This window comes from Ideonella sp. A 288, assembly GCF_002198735.1.
GTDB lineage: Bacteria > Pseudomonadota > Gammaproteobacteria > Burkholderiales > Burkholderiaceae_C > Pseudaquabacterium.
In genome coordinates this window covers 1-16423 of record NZ_MWLO01000123.1, presented here as the reverse complement: position 1 = coordinate 16423, position 16423 = coordinate 1, and the positions used below count along the sequence as shown (strand labels likewise).

Here is a 16423-nt window from a genome sequence, read left to right as displayed (position 1 = left end):
TCAGGATCGCCACGCTTTTCCGGCAACTTTGCGCGGCACCCCGGCAGCCCTGGGCAACGCGGACCCGCAGCGCTGCGATGGCTTCGCAAGAGGCCGCACACCGGCGGTGCACGGTGGTGGAAAATGAGCCGGCGCAGGCGCACCCTTTGTCGCTGCCGGGACAAGGCATGAACACCCCCCTTCTTACAATCGAAGAACGTCAGAACATCGAGTCCGGGGCGTGGTTCTCCAAGCTGTCCCTGTCGCTTCGCCAAGCCATCCTGGCCCGCTCGCATGTGCGCCGGCTGGCCGATGGCGCACCCCTCGCCTCGCGGGGCATGCCGGCCGAAGAGTGGTGCGGCGTGGCCCGTGGCGCGGTGCGGGTGTCGCTGGTATCGCTGTCGGGCAAGCAGGTCACGCTGACCTACTGCGAGCCCGGCACCTGGTTCGGCGACATCGCCCTGTTCGACGGCCTGCCGCGCACGCACGACGCCGATGCGCACGGCGAGACCACCCTGATCTGCGTGCGCAAGTCCGACTTCAAGGAACTGCTGGCCCAGCACACCGAGCTCTACGAGGCCCTGCTGCGCCTGAACTGCCGCCGCCTGCGGCTGATGTTCAACCAGTTCGAGGATCTCAACACCCGGCCGCTGGCCGCCCGGCTGGCCAAGCAGATCCTGCTGCTGGCCAAGAGCTACGGCGTGATGCAGGGCGAAGAGATCCGCATCGGGCTGCAGCTGGCCCAGGAAGACCTGGCGCAGCTGCTGGGCGCCTCGCGCCAGCGCGTCAACCAGGAACTGAAGGGCTTCGAGCGCGAAGGGGCGGTGCGCGTCGAGCCCACGCGCCTGGTGGTGCTGTCACGCGAGCGCCTGCTGGCCATCGCGGAACGTTGAACCGAGCGCCGAACCCGGCGCCAGACGACACACGGCCGAGCCGTCGGCGTGTTCCCGCCCACCCGGGCCGTTTCCCCAGGACCTGAACCCGCCATGGACCAGTTCACCGGCACGCAGGCGATGTCGACGCAGCACGCGTTCGACGTGGCCGCCCTCGAGGCCTGGCTGGCGCCGCGCCTGCCCGATTTCCGCGGCCCGCTCGGCATCGAGCAGTTCAAGGGCGGCCAGTCCAACCCCACCTACAAGCTCACCACGCCGGGCAAGTGCTACGTCATGCGCACCAAGCCCGGTCCGGTGGCCAGGCTGCTGCCGTCGGCGCATGCCATCGAGCGCGAGTTCCGCGTCATGAGCGCCCTGGCGCTGACGCCCGTGCCGGTGGCCACCATGCACCTGCTGTGCGACGACGAGTCGATCATTGGCCGCGCGTTCTACATCATGGAGTTCGTGGCCGGCCGGGTGCTGTGGGAGCAGTCGCTGCCGGGCCTCGAGCCCGACGGCCGTGGCGCCATCTACGACGAGATGAACCGCGTCATCGCGGCCCTGCACAGCGTGGACGTGCGCGCCGTCGGCCTCGAGGATTTCGGCCGGCCGGGCAACTACTTCTCGCGGCAGATCTCACGCTGGTCGAAGCAGTACCTGGCCTCGGTCACCGAGCCCATCGCCGAGATGGACCGCATGATCGAGTGGCTGCCCGCCCACCTGCCGCCCAGCGCGCTGGACGAAAGCCAGGTGACCATCGTTCACGGCGACTACCGGCTCGACAACCTGATCTTTCACCCCACCGAGCCGCGCATCATCGCGGTGCTCGACTGGGAACTGTCCACCATCGGCCACCCGCTGGCCGATTTCAGCTACCACGCGATGTCATGGCACATCCCGCCGGGCACCTTCCGCGGCATCGGCGGGCTCGACCTGCCGCTGCTGGGCATCCCGAGCGAACGCGACTACATCGCGCTGTACTGCCGGCGCACCGGGCGCGACGACCCCGAGGCTCTGCTCGCCGACTGGGACTTCTACCTCGCCTACAACCTGTTCCGCCTGGGCGCCATCACCCAGGGCATCGCCAAGCGCGTGGTCGACGGCACCGCTGCCAGCGAGCAGGCGCGCGCCACCGGCGCCGCCACCCGGGCCCTGGCCGAGATGGCCTGGCAGTTCGCTCGCAAACACCGCTAGCACCGGCCCGATCCCGGGCGCTCGGCCCATGGGCCAGGCACCGGCGCCCTCCCCCTTCCTGAAAGGCACCGCCATGGACTTCGGCTACTCCCCCCGCACCCGCGAGATGCAGGCGCGCGTCAGCGCCTTCATGGACGAGCACATCTTCCCCAACGAGCAGCGCTTCGCCCAGGAACTGGCCGCCCACACCGCGGCCGGTGCGCGCTGGACACCGCTCGACCTGATCGAATCGCTGAAGGCCAAGGCCCGCGCCGCCGGGCTGTGGAACCTGTTCCTGCCCGACAGCGACCAGGGTGCGGGCCTGAGCAACCTCGAGTACGCCCCGCTGGCCGAACTGATGGGCCGCGTGCTGTGGTCGAGCGAGGTCTTCAACTGCTCGGCCCCCGACACCGGCAACATGGAGGTGCTGGTGCGCTACGGCAGCCCCGAGCAGAAGGCGCGCTGGCTCGAGCCGCTGCTGCGCGGCGAGATCCGCAGCGGCTTCGCGATGACCGAGCCTGCGGTGGCCTCGTCGGACGCCACCAACATCGAGGCGCGCATCGAGCGCCAGGGCGACGAGTACGTCGTCAACGGTCGCAAGTGGTGGACCTCCGGCGCCGGCGACCCCCGCTGCAAGGTGCTCATCTTCATGGGCAAGACCGACCCGCAGGCGCCGCGCCATGCGCAGCAGTCGATGATCCTGGTGCCGATGGACACGCCGGGCGTGCGCCTGGTACGCCACCTGCCGGTGTTCGGCTACGACGACGCGCCGCACGGCCACATGGAGGTCGATTTCGACCACGTGCGCGTGCCGGCGTCGAACATCCTGCTCGGCGAAGGCCGAGGCTTCGAGATCGCCCAGGGCCGGCTCGGGCCGGGCCGCATCCACCACTGCATGCGGGTGATCGGCGTGGCCGAGCGCGCGCTCGAACTGATGTGCCGCCGCGCCGTGCAGCGGGTGGCCTTCGGCAAGACCATCGCCCAGCAGACCGTCACCCAGGAGCGCATCGCCGAGGCGCGCTGCCTGATAGACCAGGCCCGCCTGCTCACGCTGAAGGCAGCGTGGATGATGGACACCGCCGGCAACAAGGCGGCCAAGGCCGAGATCGCGATGATCAAGGTGGTGGCGCCCAACATGGCGCTCAAGGTGATCGACTGGGCCATGCAGGTGCATGGCGGCGCCGGCGTCAGCGAGGACTTTCCGCTGGCCTTCTACTATGCGCAGGTGCGCACCCTGCGCTTCGCCGATGGCCCGGACGAGGTGCACCGCAACGCCATCGCCAAGCTCGAGGTCGGCAAGTACCCGGCCGCCTGAGCGCCGCACCGGCGCCCGGCGGGGCCGCCTGGGCCCCGAGGGCCCCAGGCCAAGGGCTCAACCGTGCTCGTCGTCGGGCAGCGTCGACTTGGGCCAGGCCGCGGGTTGCGTGCTGTGGCTGGCCTCGGCCGACGACTGCCACACCTGCCCCAGGTGCTTGGCCTCGCGCTGGGCGTGCTCGAACACCGACAGCCACATCGCCATCGCGTCGGTGGACACCTCGGGCATGGACGTGCGCAGGGTCAGGCGTCCGCGTGACAGGGTCAGCGCCATCGGTGGCGCGCGCTTGGCCGCCGCCAGGGTGGCGGCCAGCGCGTCGTTGAGTGGGCCGGACAGCCACTGCTGCAACCACGGCTTGATGCTGCCAACGGCCGCGTAGTCGTCGCGCAGGCGGCCCAGTTCGGTGGGGGTGAGCTTGGAATACAGCACCAGCCAGCGCATCTCGGGCGGCGTCTCGGTGTCGAGCCGGGTCTGCACGTCCTCGACATACTGCTCGAAGACCTGCTTCTCCATGGTTTCCATCAGGTCGCGGCTGAGCACCAGCACCACCAGTTCCTTCGGGGTGCCCAACTCGCCGATGATGCGCAACTCGCGCCCCGGGATGTAGGTGCGCTGCGATTCGCCCCATTCCATGCGCCAGGCCGGATGGGCCGTGTGCGGCTCGACCATGCAGCCGTCGCTGTCGCGGATGGTGCGGAACTCGTACCCGCGCTCGTAGGCCCAAGCCTTCATTGGCGCCAGGTCGACCGCCTTGGGTCCCTTCCTCAACAGGCGCCGAAGCGATTCGAGCATGGTTTAGAGTGGGGCCGAGCGACGGCGACCAAGGGGATGATGCAATGATCGAAGTGTATTCCTGGGCCACGCCCAACGGCCACAAGGTGCACGTCATGCTCGAGGAGTGTGGCCTTTCCTACCGGGCGCACCCCATCGACATCGGTGCCGGCGACCAGTTCTCCCCCGACTTCCTGGCCATCAGCCCGAACAACAAGATCCCCGCCATCGTCGATCCCGACGGGCCCGAGGGCCGGCCGATCAGCCTGTTCGAGTCGGGCGCCATCCTGCTGTACCTGGCGGGCAAGACCGGCCGCTTCCTGCCCGAGTCGGTGAGCGCCAGGTACGAGGTGCTGCAGTGGCTGATGTTCCAGATGGGCAGCGTGGGGCCGATGCTCGGCCAGGCCCACCACTTCAGGATCTATGCCCCCGAGAAGGTGCCCTATGCCGTCGAGCGCTACACCAACGAGGCCCGGCGGCTGTACAGCGCGATGGACCGCCGGCTGGCGAAGTCGCGCTACCTGGGTGGGGCCGAGTACTCGATTGCCGACATCGCGGTCTTTCCCTGGCTGCGCTCGTGGAAGAACCAGGGCATCGACTGGAACGACCACCCGCACCTCAAGGGCTGGTTCGACGAGGTCGCCGCCCGCCCGGCGGTGCAGCGTGGCGTGCAGGTGCTGGCCGATCTGCGCAAGCCCGTCACCGACGACAAGGCCCGCGAGATGCTCTTCGGCAAGACCCAGTACCAGGCGCGCTGAGGCGCACCCCGCTCACGCGCGCTGGGCTCCCGGGGGCACCGCTCCTAGAATCGACGCCTACTGCCCGTAGCTCAACTGGATAGAGCAGCTGCCTTCTAAGCAGCAGGTCGGGGGTTCGAGTCCCTCCGGGCAGGCCATTTCGACGCCCCAGACCCTCTCTGGCCGTCCCAGAACAGCGGATGGCCCCTCTGAGCCGGGCTTCAGCGTCACCAAGGCCACCGGCCGTTCGCCGGCGCAGGCATCCGGCTCGCCGATCGGGGCCGCCATCGACACGCCGGGATGCCGCAGCAGCACCGATTCGATCATCCCGGGGTCGACGTGGTGGGCACCGCGGAGGATCATGTCCTTGGCGCGCACGGCCGCACGAACCGGGGTGCGCGGTGCGGCCGGCGGCTCGATGCTGATCACCCCGGCGCTCTCCGTCATGCCAATCGTCGGAACGACCATGGACGAACCACTGGCCGTCGGCATCGCTGCTGGCAAGCTGGCCGTGATGCCGGATGCCGGATGCCGGGCCAGGTGCTCCAGCGGGTGCCCAGGTCGCGCGCCTCATCGTGCCACAGGCCGCGCGTCAGCCGGATCGTCGGCCGGCGCCCTACCCACTCGCCAACGGTGCCAGGGGCTGCACTGCGGCCGTCCTCGGTGAGGATGTCCGCACCCGTCCCCGGCACCGCGCCATTGAAGCCGCCGGGCTTCGAGCAAGAGCTGAAACGAGGGGCTACCCGGCGCGCTGCAGACGGTTCACACTCGGACCCCGGGTCATCGGCACCGTCTCCAGGAGAACGCGATGGACTTACGCCTTGGGTGTACCGCCGCCACGGCCGGCCTCGCATGGGCTTCGATCGCCATTGCCCAGCCGGCGGTCGAGTTGGAACTGCCGAGTTGCGTCGCCGGCAGCCCACCACTGCGGGTGTCGTCGAGCGCTGAGCAGGCCTGGTTGCAGGCGGCCGACCGCAGGCACTTCCACGAGGCGGCGCAGGCGCGCTATGCGCTCTACCAGCGCAGCGGCACGGAGGCCCCGCAGGTGCTGATGCTGCGCCGTGGTCGCCATTGGCAGTACGTGACGCTCTTGCGGCGCGCAGCCTCCGGGCTCTGCTTCACGGCCGTGTTCGCGGCGGATCGATTCGACTTCACGGCGGAATGGATCGCCAAGTACAAGCCACGCGCCATCCAGCCGGACGATTGAGCGCAACGCTCGTTCCAGTCGCTGGTTGGCCACTGTGGGCCGGCTGGACCGTGGTCGGCACGGACTCGGCCGGCCGGGGCGCCCGTGGAGCGCTGAGGCACCGGCCGTGGGTCTCGATGCGATGGCTCTCATCGGGCTTCGCCGAGACAGGTGCATCGGCGTTCTGGCCGCCCTGGTGATCCTTTCGGCCACGGCCGGCCGTATGGCCGCGCGGCAGGGTCGGTCAGGTGCAGAATCGAACAGACATCGGCCAGATCGTGGGCCCAGACTCGGAGCGGATCCACCGGCCCGGGCGCCTGGCGGTCCAGTCCTGACCTGGGTGTCGCAAGGCCGCATCCATGCGGTCTGCACGCCGCGTCCATCTCGCAAGGAGCCCGATGGACCCCTTCCCAAACTCCACCGGCTTCGACCCGGATAGCCGCCGTTCCGACATTAGCTGCCGCGGGGCGTGCGACGCACGGTCCCCCGGGATGCTGGTGGTCGATGCGGCGGGCCGGATCCTGCAGGCGAGCCCACCGCTGGAGGCCCTGTTCGGCTACGGGTGCGGCGCACTCGGCGGCCGACGCACGGCCTGCCTGTTGCCCAGGCGCTTTCGACGCCGCCATCTCGAAGCCGTCGCCGGGCCGTTCGAGCCAGGTGACGATCGGCGCTGGGGCGCCTCCGAAGGCCTGTTCGGCCGGCGCCGCGACGGCACCGAGTTTCCCATCGATGTCCACGTGGTGCACCTGCAACTGGGCGGCACGACGCTGGCCTGCGCGATGGTCCGCGACCGCACCGCGTGCGACACGGCATTGGACGCATTGTTCAGCGAGTTGGAGCGCACGCGCGTGACGCTCAACTCCATCGGTGACGCCGTGCTGTCGACCGACATCAACGGCCATGTGGTCTTCCTGAACCCGGTGTCGGAACGCCTGACCGGCTATTCGTGCGCCCAGGCGCGCGGCCGTCCGGTCACCGAAGTCTTCAGCCTCATCGACGCGACAACGCGGGCCACGAGGGCCGACCCGGTGGCCGCGTCGATGCGGCAGGACCGCAAGCTTTGCCTGCCGCCCGGCACCGTCCTGGTCCGGCAGGACGGCTCCGAAATCGCCATCGAGGACTCGACCGCACCCATCCACAACCGCAGGGGTCATGTGGATGGCGCGGTGGTGGTGTTCCGCGACGTCACCGCGGCCCGCGCCCAAGCGGCCGCCCTCGTCCACTCGGCGGGCCACGACACGTTGACGGGCCTGCCCAACCGCACCCTGTTGAACGATCGCCTGGATCATGCGATCGACATGGCGGCCCGACGCCACGGGCAACTGGCGGTGCTGTTCCTCGACCTGGACGCCTTCAAGCACATCAACGACTCCATGGGCCACACCGTCGGCGACGAACTGCTGCAGTCCGTCGCCCTGCGGCTGAAGGCCAGTGTGCGACTGTCGGACACCGTGAGTCGCCAGGGCGGCGACGAGTTTGTCGTGCTGCTGTCCGAGATCACCTCCGCCCAAAGCGCCGGCCGCAGTGCCGACAAGATCGTCAAGGCGCTGGCCGTCCCGCACATCGTCCGGGGACAACCCCTGACGGTGAGCGTCAGCGTCGGCATCAGCCTCTACCCCGAAGATGGCACGACCTCCGAGAAGCTGCTGCAGTACGCGGATCTGGCGATGTACCAGGCCAAGCAGATGGGCCGCAACACACACTGCTTCTTCGAGCACGAACTCAACAACCGGGCGGTCGAGCGGCAATCCGTCGAAAGTGAGCTTCGCCGGGCGCTGGAGATGCACGAACTGGTCCTGCACTACCAGCCGAAGTTCGACCTGGCCAGTGGTCAGGTCAACGGGGTCGAGGCGCTGATCCGGTGGTTGCACCCGACGCGGGGCCTGCTCGGCCCGGAGCAGTTCCTGAGCGTGGCCGAAGATTGCGGCCTGATCGTGCCGATGGGCCGTTGGGTGCTCGAGCAGGCATGCCGCCAGGCGCGGGTCTGGCTCGACGACGGCGTGCCTTTCGGCCACGTCGCCGTCAACGTGTGTGCGCTGGAGTTCCGAAGGAATGACTTTCTGCAAGGCATTGCCACGACGCTGAGCGAGGCTGGCTTGCCGGCCAGGCACCTCGAACTCGAGCTGACCGAGGGTGTCCTCATGTCCGACACCGCCGCCAGCGTCGCCACGCTGCACTCGCTCAGCGCCATGGGCGTGAGCATCGCCGTCGACGACTTCGGCACCGGCTACTCGAGCCTGAGCTACCTGCGGCGCTTTCCGATCGACGTGCTGAAGATCGACAAGACCTTCGTTCAGGACCTCGGCACCGGCACCGGCGACTCGGCCATCGTGCACGCCATCATCGGGCTGGGCGCCAGCCTGAGCTACCGCGTGATCGCGGAGGGCGTCGAGACAGCGGAGCAACTTGCACTTCTCAATGCGCAGCATTGCGGCGAAGGGCAAGGCTTCCTGTTCAGCCGGCCGCTGACCGCCGACGCGCTGGCGGCACTGCTGCGCACGTCTCGGCCCGAGGCGGTGATGCGTACCTAGCGTGTTGGCGATGGCCAGCGCCCGAGGCGGGCGCCGAAGCGCGATGAATGGCTCAGACCGGCACCGGCAGGAGACGCCAGCATCCCCACCGTGATCCCATCCGAACCTTGGGCTGTGGCGGTCCTGTCGTCACGCGGTGCATCGGCGCTGCGACCTGTTCCGATCAGGCGACATGGACTCGGGACGTCGGCTCGAGAAGCACCACACCGGACATCCGCGTCATTGCGATCTTGGCTGCGGGCGAAGACCATTGGAGCAGTCGGTCCCACATCCATCCGTTCGGCGCGACCCGGTCCAGGCGAATGGACTCTGTCCACGTGGAATGGAACTCGGTTTCCCGCCAGTTCAGGTCGTCAAAGTACTTCCTTGAGTCACCGGGCGCAAAACGGAAGGCGGCATCCGCCGCATCGAGCTGAGCACTCCAGACCATGCCCATGGTCTGCTGCAGCGGCGGGGTGATCAGGTCGGCCAGCCACCAGCGCGAGTTCGCCTGGTTGCGCAGTTGCGCGGCCAGCTCGCTCACCTGCTCCGGTGCCAGATAGACCAGAAGCCCCTCGGTGATCACGAGCAGCGGGCCATGGCGGGCAGCGTCGCGGATGACCCGGTGGCGTTCATCCGCATGTCGAAGATCGGATTCGACATGCGCGTGCCGACACACCGCGACGGCCGCGCCAAGCCCTTCGCGGCGATAGGCGGTGACGGCGGGAAGATCGACGTCCAGCCAACGCAGCGTGGGCGGCAGCTTCAGTCGAAACGCCCTCGCGTCGAGCCCCGCACCGAGGTTCAGGACCGTGCGTGCGCCACGGTCGATGCAGCGCAGGATGATGGCGTCCATGACCGCCGTTCGCACGACGATCGACCACCCCATCGCTTGACCGAAAGGCAGCGCATCGACGATCGCCTGACCGCGCTCGCCGGCCAGGCGACGGGCGAACGGATCGCGGAACAACGCGTCGTCCCGGTCGGATTCGATGGCGCGGTACACCGCCACCCACAGGGCTGTGTCGGACACGTTCCGGATGGAAGGGGACGCTCGATCGACGATGGTCAACCCGGATGGAGGATCAGGCGCGGTCATCGCGCCGCCCACGGGTCAGGCTTTGGGTGAGGAAGAACCGCAGCATCTCACGCGAAGCGTCGGGCCCCGACTCGTCCGTGTAGCTGCCCTTGGCACTGCCGCCTGTCCAGGCGTGCCCGCTGTGATGGACGATCCACAGTTCGGCATGGGACGGTCTTTGGTGGCGCCGATGCGTCGTCAAGGTCACCTCCCGCCCGCCGGACATCGGCGTCGGGCCGGTGGAGAGGATGTCCACCGTCGGCGCAGTGACGCCGTTGCGTCGCTGCGCCTGGGCCAGCACGGCCACCGCGTTGAGCGGATGGACGGTTCTGTCGTTGTCGCCATGGAACACGATGGTGGGGATCAGATGCGACAGCTCCGGCTGTCCAGGACGCGCGGCCGACGGCCCGCTGTTCATCGTTCGCAGGGCGGACATGAGGTCGTGGGCGGAGCCCGTGGGAATGCCGGAATGCACGCCCACCGCGGCATACACGGCGGGGAAAGCCTGACCGAGGATGACTGCCATGGCCCCGCCAGCGGACATTCCCGCGACGTAGATGCGACGCCGATCCACACCATGGTCGGCAGCGATCTTTCGCGTCAGACCGACGATGAGCGATGGTTCGCCGCCTTCCGCGAGCTGGTGGCGAGCGTCGTACCAGTTCCAGCTGCCGAGCGGATGCGCACTCCGTGATTGCTCGGGGAACAAGGCGATGCCACCGCAGTCCTCGACCACTTCCGCCATCCGGGTGCCGGCTGCAAAGTCCGACGCGGTCTGCGAGGCGCCGTGGAGCATCACGAACAGCGGCGGGTGCTCGCGCAGGGCTGACGACAGGAAAAGCTTGTAGCTGAGCGACCCGATGTCGTCGGTGTACACGCCGTCGAGACTTCGGCTGCCTGGGGACAGATCGCCACCGCGCGCGCCGCCGCGGCCCGTGCGCATTGCGGCCGGACGGTCCTTTCTGCGTGACGCAGGCCTGCCGAGTGGGGTGCCGGGAGCCATGCTGGGCTTCATGTCACGGTCTCCGACCCGCCGCTGTGCCGGGTCACTCGGGTGGTCGGGCCATCTGCTCCGGTCGACCGCCTGGACTGGCAATGGTCGTTCATCGCGCGCATCGCGGCCGAACCTGCCGGATCAGCGCTCGACCCGTGTGGAGCGACTCGCGTCCGCAGAACGGACGCGAGTCCGACCCTCAACGCTTGCCCCAGAGTTGCTCGAGCCGCAGGTCGCGGCCGCAGCTGGATCGGTAGTAGGCGTAGCGCACCGGGTTCTTCTTGTAGTAGTCCTGGTGGTAGGCCTCGGCCGGGTAGAAGGTGGTCGCGGGCAAGACGACCGTGACGATCGGTTCCTTGAACGGCTTGGTCTTCTCCAGCGCCTCGAGCGACTGCTTCACGACAGCCGCCTGCTGCGCATCGTGGGTGAAGATCGCCGTGCGGTAAGGAAACCCGGAGTCGCAGAACTGGCGGTCCTTGGTCGTCGGATCGATGGTTCGCCAGAAGTGGTCGACGAGCGCGGCGTAGCTCACCTTCGTCGGGTCGAAGACGATCTCGACCGCTTCGGTGTGCCCGGTGGTCTTCGATGACACCTGCTCGTAGCTGGGGTTGGCCACGGTGCCGCCGATGTAGCCCGAAGTCGTCGACAGCACGCCAGGGACCTTGTCGAAGTCGGCTTCGACGCACCAGAAGCACCCCCCCGCGAACGTGGCTTTGGCGGTGGTCTGTGCCAGGGCCGGCGCGGCAGTGGCCAGCGCCAGCCCCAGCAGGCCGACCACAGCCCCCAGGCTGGCGAAGCGGCGCGTCATGCGGCTGCCGGCACGAACTTCAGCGCCACGCCGTTGTTGCAGTAGCGCTTGCCGCTGGGCCTGGGGCCGTCGTTGAAGACATGGCCCTGGTGGCCCTCACAGCGGATGCAGTGGTACTCGGTGCGCGGCAGGATGAGCTTGTAGTCGGTCTTCGTGCCCAGCGCGCCCGGCAAGGGCGTGTGGAAGCTGGGCCAGCCCGTGCCGCTCTCGTACTTGGCGTTCGACGAGAACAGCGGCAGGTCGCAGCCCGCGCAGTGGAAGACCCCTTCGCGCTTCTCGTCGTTCAAGGCGCTGCTGCCCGCCGCTTCGGTGCCTTCCTGGCGCAGCACGCGGAACGCGGCGGGGGACAGCCGCTGTTTCCATTCGGCGTCGCTCAGGCGCACCGTGGCAGGGGCGGGTTCGGCCGGTGTGGCGGCGCCCGCGCTGGTGGTCGGGACGGCGCTTGCGGCGGTGGCCTTGGCGCCAAGGCCAAACAGCGAAAGAAAGCTCATGATGTGGCGGCGGTTCATGGGGGGTTGGGCAAACGCGGTGTTGAAGGGGAGCGCCGCACTGCCTGGGCGTGCGGCAGGCCCGGCTTTCGAGCGGCTGGACGCCGTGGTGCGGCCAAGCCTGCGAAATGTCGTGCACATCCGCCGCCGCTGCAAGCCCAGCGCAGGGCGCCACGCGCGCAGGCACCTGCCGAGGCCCGCAGTCGCTGGCTCGAGTCGGTGGCGCCCGGTGCGCACCGCCGGGTCGACCAGCTCAGACGCCCTCCGCTGATCTCGAACGGTAGTGCCCACAGCACCATCGCCGCAGGCACTCGCCGACGGCGGCCCCTTCGCCCGGTACCTTCAGGACGTCGTTGACGCCGACCATCCGAAGGACGCTCTCGCCGGCGGACCAGCCCCCGGACACGCGGGCAACGAGTGTGACGGGCGCTCGCTCGTGTCGCCTGCGCTCGAGGTGACGCAAGCGGGACGTGACGAACACCCCATCCAGCAAGGACCTGTTCGCGTCGATGAGGATCAGGTCGAACTGGCCGTCCGAGGCGCACTGCACCGCGTCGGCGCCGCTCGTGGCAACCTCGGCGGGAATCTCCCATCGGGAGAGAAGGTCCAGCGCCGACTTCTGTCGTGGCTCGTCCTCGCCGACGAGCAGCATGTGCCGGGGCAGAAGTCCGAACGGCCTCAGGACGGCAGGGCTGACGGGACCGGTTTCGTCCAGCTCCGAGACCAGCACCCGCTGCAGGGCGTCGGCCAGGGCCCATCCCAAGGGACCGGCCTTTTGTCCCTCGGTGTCAATGAGTCGGTTCACCGGCACGCTGTCTGGTTTGGGCATGGCAGAACCCTGCAGTGAGAGATGATCGATGGCCGGCGCACGGGCCACGAACTGGCCAGCACCCCGGGGAGGTTCCTGCGTGACGCACTCCGGACCCCCACATTCGCAGCGCAGCAAGCAGCAGACTTTCGCGAACGAGGGGCGCGCTCGAGCGGTGGGCCTCGGCCGGGCAACGGTCGCATGACCGTGCCGCTTGCTCTGTTCGGTGGCCCACACAGTGGCCCGCATCGGCAAACTCTTCATGGTCGGCATCGGCGACCGCCGTGCCATCGCCTCGGCCCGGATCGATCGTGGCCCACGCGCCGTCGGGCCTGACGTGCATCCTCGGCGACTGTCCAAGCTCGCCCCGCCGGGCCATGCCGTGGGCGGGTGCCGGGGTGTCTGGCCCAGCGACTGCGGCAAGCTCGCCGGAACCCTCGCGGTGTTCGTTGGTCTGCAACTGGGTGGGTTCGCCGAGGGTGTCAGTCGGTCGTCCGTCCAGCGCCGCGGAGGCTCGTCATCGCCAGGTCACAGGCCCGCGGGACAGTCGGCCGTGCCCGGACGCTGCTCGCAGCCTCCGGCGCGATCCTGGCTCGTATCGCCGCTGTGCCGGCGTCGTGCCAGGAGCCGATCACACTGCAACCTTGCCGAGGAAATCCCCATGATGTTTCGCTCGATCCTGCTGGCCGGCGGCCTTGCCGTCGCCGCGTCGGCGCAGGCCGACAACGACAAGTCTGCCCGCTCCTGTTTCGCCGATTTCACGCCGATGGTCGGCGACGTTGGCGCCGGCACCTTGCCCGAATCGGCGCCCTACCGCCTGGCGTCGCCGCGCCTGAGCCAGATGACCATCGTGGCCCGCGACCCGTCGCAGGCCAAGCGCTTCGACAGCGGCAACTACGACATGCACACCGCCAACGAGACCGGCCCCGACGCCGGCCGCTACCTGTTCACGGTGTTCGAGACCGGCCAGGCCGGCATCCAGCGCACCGACCTGCGCACCATGCAGACCACCACGATCTGGGCCAGCCCGGCCCCGACACCGGCGCTCAACAGCCACGTCGCCTTCGATGCCTCGCGCTGGACACCGTGGGGCAGCTTCCTCACCGCCGAGGAAAGCTGGAGCGACCCGGGCCAGACGCCCAGCATCTACGGCCGCCTGTTCGAGGTGACCAACCCGCTGGCCGCGCCGGCCGAAATCCGGATGGTCCACCGCGACATCATCCCGCGCGTGTCGCACGAGGGCCTGGCCTTCGACAAGGACCGCAACCTGTACTTCATCGACGAGCGCAACGGCAGCCACATCTTCAAGTACGTGCCGGCGAACCCCCATGCCAGCAATGGCGACCAGTACTTCGCCGCGGGCCAGACCTTCGTGCTGCGCGTGGGCGACGGCACGGTCAAGGAAGCCACCGGCGACGCGGTCTGGGTGCCCCTGACCAACTTCAACGGGGCGCCGCTGCCCGGCACCGTGGTGGTCACCGATGCCAACGGTGTGCGCGGCCTGGACGGTCGCGCCACGCCGAAGCTGGCGGCCTTCCGCGGCACGGCCTTCGATCGTCCGGAGGACATGGAGATCAAGACCCTGGGTAAGAGCGGTCGGCAGTTGCTCTACGTGGCCACGACCACCAACCACAAGGTGTTCGCGATCGATCTGGCGCGCAACAAGGTCACCCTCTTCGCCAGCCGCGACACGATCGACCTGGCCACCGGCAAGCCGGTCGGCGCGACCTTCGCGAACCCCGACAACCTGGCCATCGATGCGGACGGCAACCTCTACATCGTCGAAGACCAGCCCGGTGGCGTGGAAGACATCTGGTTCACCGTGGACAAGGACAACGACGGCATCGCCGAAGGCGTGGCCAAGTGGGCCAGCCTGTCCACCGTGGGCGCCGAGAGCACCGGCCTGTACTTCGACCGCACCCGCCCCGACGTGGCCTATGTGAACGTGCAGCACCCGGACAGCGGCGTCGACCGCACCATCATGTTCCTGGCGCCGCGCAAGTGCCGTGGCATGAGCGACGACGACCGCGACCGTTGAACGGATGACCGCGGGCTGATGGACGGGCCGACGGACGCATCGGCCCCGAGCGACCCGTTGCCGCCCCCCACCGGATTGCCGGTCGGGGGCGGCTCTCTTTCTGCTCGACCCGCTGCAGCCCCCTTGGCACCGATGCAGTCACAGGGCGGTCACGCCCCGGCCCTAGCGTCCAAGGGGGGCGACCGGCCGCCGCAGCGGCGACGTGTTTGCATCCCAACCCACCCCGCACCACTCGGAGAACCCATGCACCGGAACCTACTGACACTCGTGTTGGCCAGCGCCGCAGCCTTCTGCCCCAGCCTGGCCCAGGCCGACCGCGACGACGACCGCAGTCGCCAGGCCAGCGTCCAACTCGGGCCGCGCCCGTTCTTCCTGGTCAACGACATGGCCGACAGCCCGCTCAAGCAGCGCCTGCTGGCGTGCACCGGCAACGAGAGTTTCCAGCGCACCGCCTTCTCCATCGGCCACCGCGGCGCTTCGCTGCAGTTCCCCGAGCACACGCGGCAGTCGTACGAGGCGGCCGCGCGCACCGGCGCTGGCATCGTCGAATGCGACGTCACCTTCACCAAGGACAAGGAACTGGTCTGCCGTCACGCCCAGAACGACCTGCACACCACCACCAACATCCTGGCCACCCCGCTGGCCCAGAAATGCATCAAGCCGTTCACGCCCGCCACCTTCAGCGCCAACGGCGCGCTGTTGACACCGGCGACCGCGGAGTGCCGCACCAGCGAGCTCACGCTGGCCGAGTTCAAGACCCTGCGCGGCAAGATGGACGCGTCCGACCCGCGCGCCCGCACCGTCGCCGAATACATGGGCGGCACCGCCAATTTCCGCACCGACCTGTATGCCGGCCCGAGCAGCGGCACGCTGATGACCCACCGGGAGTCGATCGACCTGTTCAAGAAGCTCGGCGTGAAGATGACGCCAGAACTGAAGAGCGCCAGCGTGCCGATGCCGTTCGATGGCTTCACGCAGCAGGCCTATGCGCAGAAGATGATCGACGAGTACAAGCAGGCCGGCGTCCCCGCGCGCCACGTCTGGCCCCAGTCCTTCGACAAGAACGACGTGCTGTACTGGATCCAGAACGAACCGGCCTTCGGTCGCCAGGCCGTCTACCTGGACGATGCCAACACCGTGGCAGACCTGCCCGGGGCGGCCGAACTGGCCGCCTACCGCGCCCAGGGCATCCGCATCGTCGCGCCGCCGATCTTCGCGCTGTTGACGGCTGACGCCAACGGCAACCTGCTGCCGTCGCAGTATGCGATCGACGCCAGGCGCGCCGGCCTGGACATCATCACCTGGAGCCTCGAGCGCTCGGGCGTGCTGGCCGATGGCAACAACGGCTTCTACTACCAGAGCTTCGACCGCGCGATCCAGCGCGAGGGCGACATCATGCGGGTGCTGGACGCACTGGCCCAGGACGTCGGCATCATCGGCATCTTTTCCGACTGGCCGGCCACGGTGACCTTCTACGCCAACTGCATGGGCTTGAAGTAGGCGTCGGGTCCGCCGTTGACGGCGGCCCTGTGGTGAGCGCGTGCCCCGAAAGGGCTTCGCGCGAACCCGTCGGAATCCGGCCAAAGCCGGCATCGGGCGGCACCCGCGGAATGCGAGCGGCGGCGGCAACTGCGCCGCTGGCCCGCCCACCCACCGCCCGCCCAGG

General features: G+C 68.8%; 14 protein-coding genes, 1 tRNA gene and 1 pseudogene. 9 read left to right on the top strand and 7 right to left on the bottom strand.

Annotated features, from left to right (window positions below):
- Window positions 1-167 precede the first annotated feature (167 nt).
- The 3 genes from EOINJALH_RS13995 to EOINJALH_RS13985 all read left to right on the top strand — a co-directional run bounded on the left by EOINJALH_RS13995 (window position 168) and on the right by EOINJALH_RS13985 (window position 3339).
- Window positions 168-872, top strand: a complete 705-nt coding sequence (locus EOINJALH_RS13995; protein WP_088281009.1) for a Crp/Fnr family transcriptional regulator — start codon at window positions 168-170, stop codon at window positions 870-872.
- A 93-nt stretch (window positions 873-965) separates the two neighbouring features.
- Window positions 966-2045 carry a phosphotransferase family protein gene (locus EOINJALH_RS13990; RefSeq protein ID WP_088281007.1) on the top strand — a complete coding sequence of 360 codons (1080 nt, stop codon included), beginning with the start codon at window positions 966-968 and terminating at the stop codon, window positions 2043-2045.
- A gap of 73 nt (window positions 2046-2118) precedes the next feature.
- Window positions 2119-3339, top strand: a complete 1221-nt coding sequence (locus EOINJALH_RS13985) for an acyl-CoA dehydrogenase family protein (protein ID WP_088281393.1) — start codon at window positions 2119-2121, stop codon at window positions 3337-3339.
- A gap of 57 nt (window positions 3340-3396) precedes the next feature.
- On the opposite strand, the gene EOINJALH_RS13980 is transcribed toward EOINJALH_RS13985, so the two are convergent.
- Entirely contained in the window at window positions 3397-4131 is a 735-nt protein-coding gene (locus EOINJALH_RS13980; RefSeq protein ID WP_144290035.1) for a hypothetical protein, read from the bottom strand.
- Window positions 4132-4175: 44 nt separating this feature from the next.
- Between EOINJALH_RS13980 and EOINJALH_RS13975 the strand changes: the two genes are divergently transcribed.
- Together EOINJALH_RS13975 and EOINJALH_RS13970 are read left to right on the top strand one after the other, a co-directional pair.
- Entirely contained in the window at window positions 4176-4868 is a 693-nt protein-coding gene (locus EOINJALH_RS13975) for a glutathione S-transferase C-terminal domain-containing protein (protein ID WP_088281003.1), read from the top strand.
- 60 nt (window positions 4869-4928) lie between these two features.
- A tRNA-Arg gene (locus tag EOINJALH_RS13970) sits at window positions 4929-5005 on the top strand.
- A 64-nt stretch (window positions 5006-5069) separates the two neighbouring features.
- Here the strand turns inward: EOINJALH_RS13970 and EOINJALH_RS33325 are convergent.
- Window positions 5070-5174 (bottom strand): annotated as a pseudogene (locus EOINJALH_RS33325) (AMP-binding enzyme); the annotation flags it as partial.
- A gap of 481 nt (window positions 5175-5655) precedes the next feature.
- On the opposite strand from EOINJALH_RS33325, the gene EOINJALH_RS13960 reads away from it, so the two are divergent.
- Complete coding sequence (locus EOINJALH_RS13960; RefSeq protein WP_144290034.1) at window positions 5656-6054, top strand: hypothetical protein; 399 nt, start codon at window positions 5656-5658, stop codon at window positions 6052-6054.
- A gap of 377 nt (window positions 6055-6431) precedes the next feature.
- Complete coding sequence (locus tag EOINJALH_RS13955) at window positions 6432-8564, top strand: bifunctional diguanylate cyclase/phosphodiesterase (RefSeq protein WP_158219769.1); 2133 nt, start codon at window positions 6432-6434, stop codon at window positions 8562-8564.
- Between the two features lie 163 nt (window positions 8565-8727).
- Here EOINJALH_RS13955 and EOINJALH_RS13950 read toward each other — a convergent pair whose 3' ends face one another.
- From EOINJALH_RS13950 to EOINJALH_RS13930, 5 genes are all read right to left on the bottom strand, one after another.
- The gene (locus EOINJALH_RS13950) at window positions 8728-9615 is read right to left on the bottom strand and encodes an SAM-dependent methyltransferase (protein ID WP_158219768.1); all 888 of its coding nucleotides are present in this window, start codon (window positions 9613-9615) and stop codon (window positions 8728-8730) included.
- Between the two features lie 13 nt (window positions 9616-9628).
- Window positions 9629-10636 carry a PHB depolymerase family esterase gene (locus EOINJALH_RS13945; protein WP_088280995.1) on the bottom strand — a complete coding sequence of 336 codons (1008 nt, stop codon included), beginning with the start codon at window positions 10634-10636 and terminating at the stop codon, window positions 9629-9631.
- Window positions 10637-10814: 178 nt separating this feature from the next.
- A complete protein-coding gene (gene msrA, locus EOINJALH_RS13940; RefSeq protein ID WP_088280993.1) occupies window positions 10815-11423 on the bottom strand; it encodes a peptide-methionine (S)-S-oxide reductase MsrA in 609 nt (202 codons plus the stop codon).
- Window positions 11420-11932 carry a peptide-methionine (R)-S-oxide reductase MsrB gene (msrB, locus tag EOINJALH_RS13935; RefSeq protein ID WP_088280991.1) on the bottom strand — a complete coding sequence of 171 codons (513 nt, stop codon included), beginning with the start codon at window positions 11930-11932 and terminating at the stop codon, window positions 11420-11422. The genes msrA and msrB overlap by 4 nt, the downstream gene beginning before the upstream one ends.
- A gap of 232 nt (window positions 11933-12164) precedes the next feature.
- Window positions 12165-12740, bottom strand: coding sequence for a response regulator (locus EOINJALH_RS13930; protein ID WP_144290032.1), 576 nt, complete (start codon window positions 12738-12740; stop codon window positions 12165-12167).
- A gap of 640 nt (window positions 12741-13380) precedes the next feature.
- Between EOINJALH_RS13930 and EOINJALH_RS13925 the strand changes: the two genes are divergently transcribed.
- Window positions 13381-14757 (top strand): alkaline phosphatase PhoX, encoded by a 1377-nt coding sequence (locus tag EOINJALH_RS13925; protein ID WP_158219767.1) that lies wholly within the window; start codon window positions 13381-13383, stop codon window positions 14755-14757.
- A gap of 243 nt (window positions 14758-15000) precedes the next feature.
- Window positions 15001-16257 carry a glycerophosphodiester phosphodiesterase family protein gene (locus EOINJALH_RS13920; protein ID WP_088280985.1) on the top strand — a complete coding sequence of 419 codons (1257 nt, stop codon included), beginning with the start codon at window positions 15001-15003 and terminating at the stop codon, window positions 16255-16257.
- The last annotated feature ends 166 nt before the right edge of the window (window positions 16258-16423 follow it).

What these genes read in the sequence shown, in the direction of transcription:
- msrB (WP_088280991.1), bottom strand. Translation starts at nt 11,932, where the DNA reads ATGAACCGCCGCCACATCATGAGCTTTCTTTCGCTGTTTGGCCTTGGC.
- EOINJALH_RS13975 (WP_088281003.1), top strand. Translation starts at nt 4,176, where the DNA reads ATGATCGAAGTGTATTCCTGGGCCACGCCCAACGGCCACAAGGTGCAC.
- EOINJALH_RS13920 (WP_088280985.1), top strand. Translation starts at nt 15,001, where the DNA reads ATGCACCGGAACCTACTGACACTCGTGTTGGCCAGCGCCGCAGCCTTC.
- EOINJALH_RS13930 (WP_144290032.1), bottom strand. Translation starts at nt 12,740, where the DNA reads ATGCCCAAACCAGACAGCGTGCCGGTGAACCGACTCATTGACACCGAG.
- EOINJALH_RS13980 (WP_144290035.1), bottom strand. Translation starts at nt 4,131, where the DNA reads ATGCTCGAATCGCTTCGGCGCCTGTTGAGGAAGGGACCCAAGGCGGTC.
- EOINJALH_RS13995 (WP_088281009.1), top strand. Translation starts at nt 168, where the DNA reads ATGAACACCCCCCTTCTTACAATCGAAGAACGTCAGAACATCGAGTCC.
- msrA (WP_088280993.1), bottom strand. Translation starts at nt 11,423, where the DNA reads ATGACGCGCCGCTTCGCCAGCCTGGGGGCTGTGGTCGGCCTGCTGGGG.
- EOINJALH_RS13985 (WP_088281393.1), top strand. Translation starts at nt 2,119, where the DNA reads ATGGACTTCGGCTACTCCCCCCGCACCCGCGAGATGCAGGCGCGCGTC.
- EOINJALH_RS13960 (WP_144290034.1), top strand. Translation starts at nt 5,656, where the DNA reads ATGGACTTACGCCTTGGGTGTACCGCCGCCACGGCCGGCCTCGCATGG.
- EOINJALH_RS13925 (WP_158219767.1), top strand. Translation starts at nt 13,381, where the DNA reads ATGATGTTTCGCTCGATCCTGCTGGCCGGCGGCCTTGCCGTCGCCGCG.
- EOINJALH_RS13955 (WP_158219769.1), top strand. Translation starts at nt 6,432, where the DNA reads ATGGACCCCTTCCCAAACTCCACCGGCTTCGACCCGGATAGCCGCCGT.
- EOINJALH_RS13990 (WP_088281007.1), top strand. Translation starts at nt 966, where the DNA reads ATGGACCAGTTCACCGGCACGCAGGCGATGTCGACGCAGCACGCGTTC.
- EOINJALH_RS13945 (WP_088280995.1), bottom strand. Translation starts at nt 10,636, where the DNA reads ATGAAGCCCAGCATGGCTCCCGGCACCCCACTCGGCAGGCCTGCGTCA.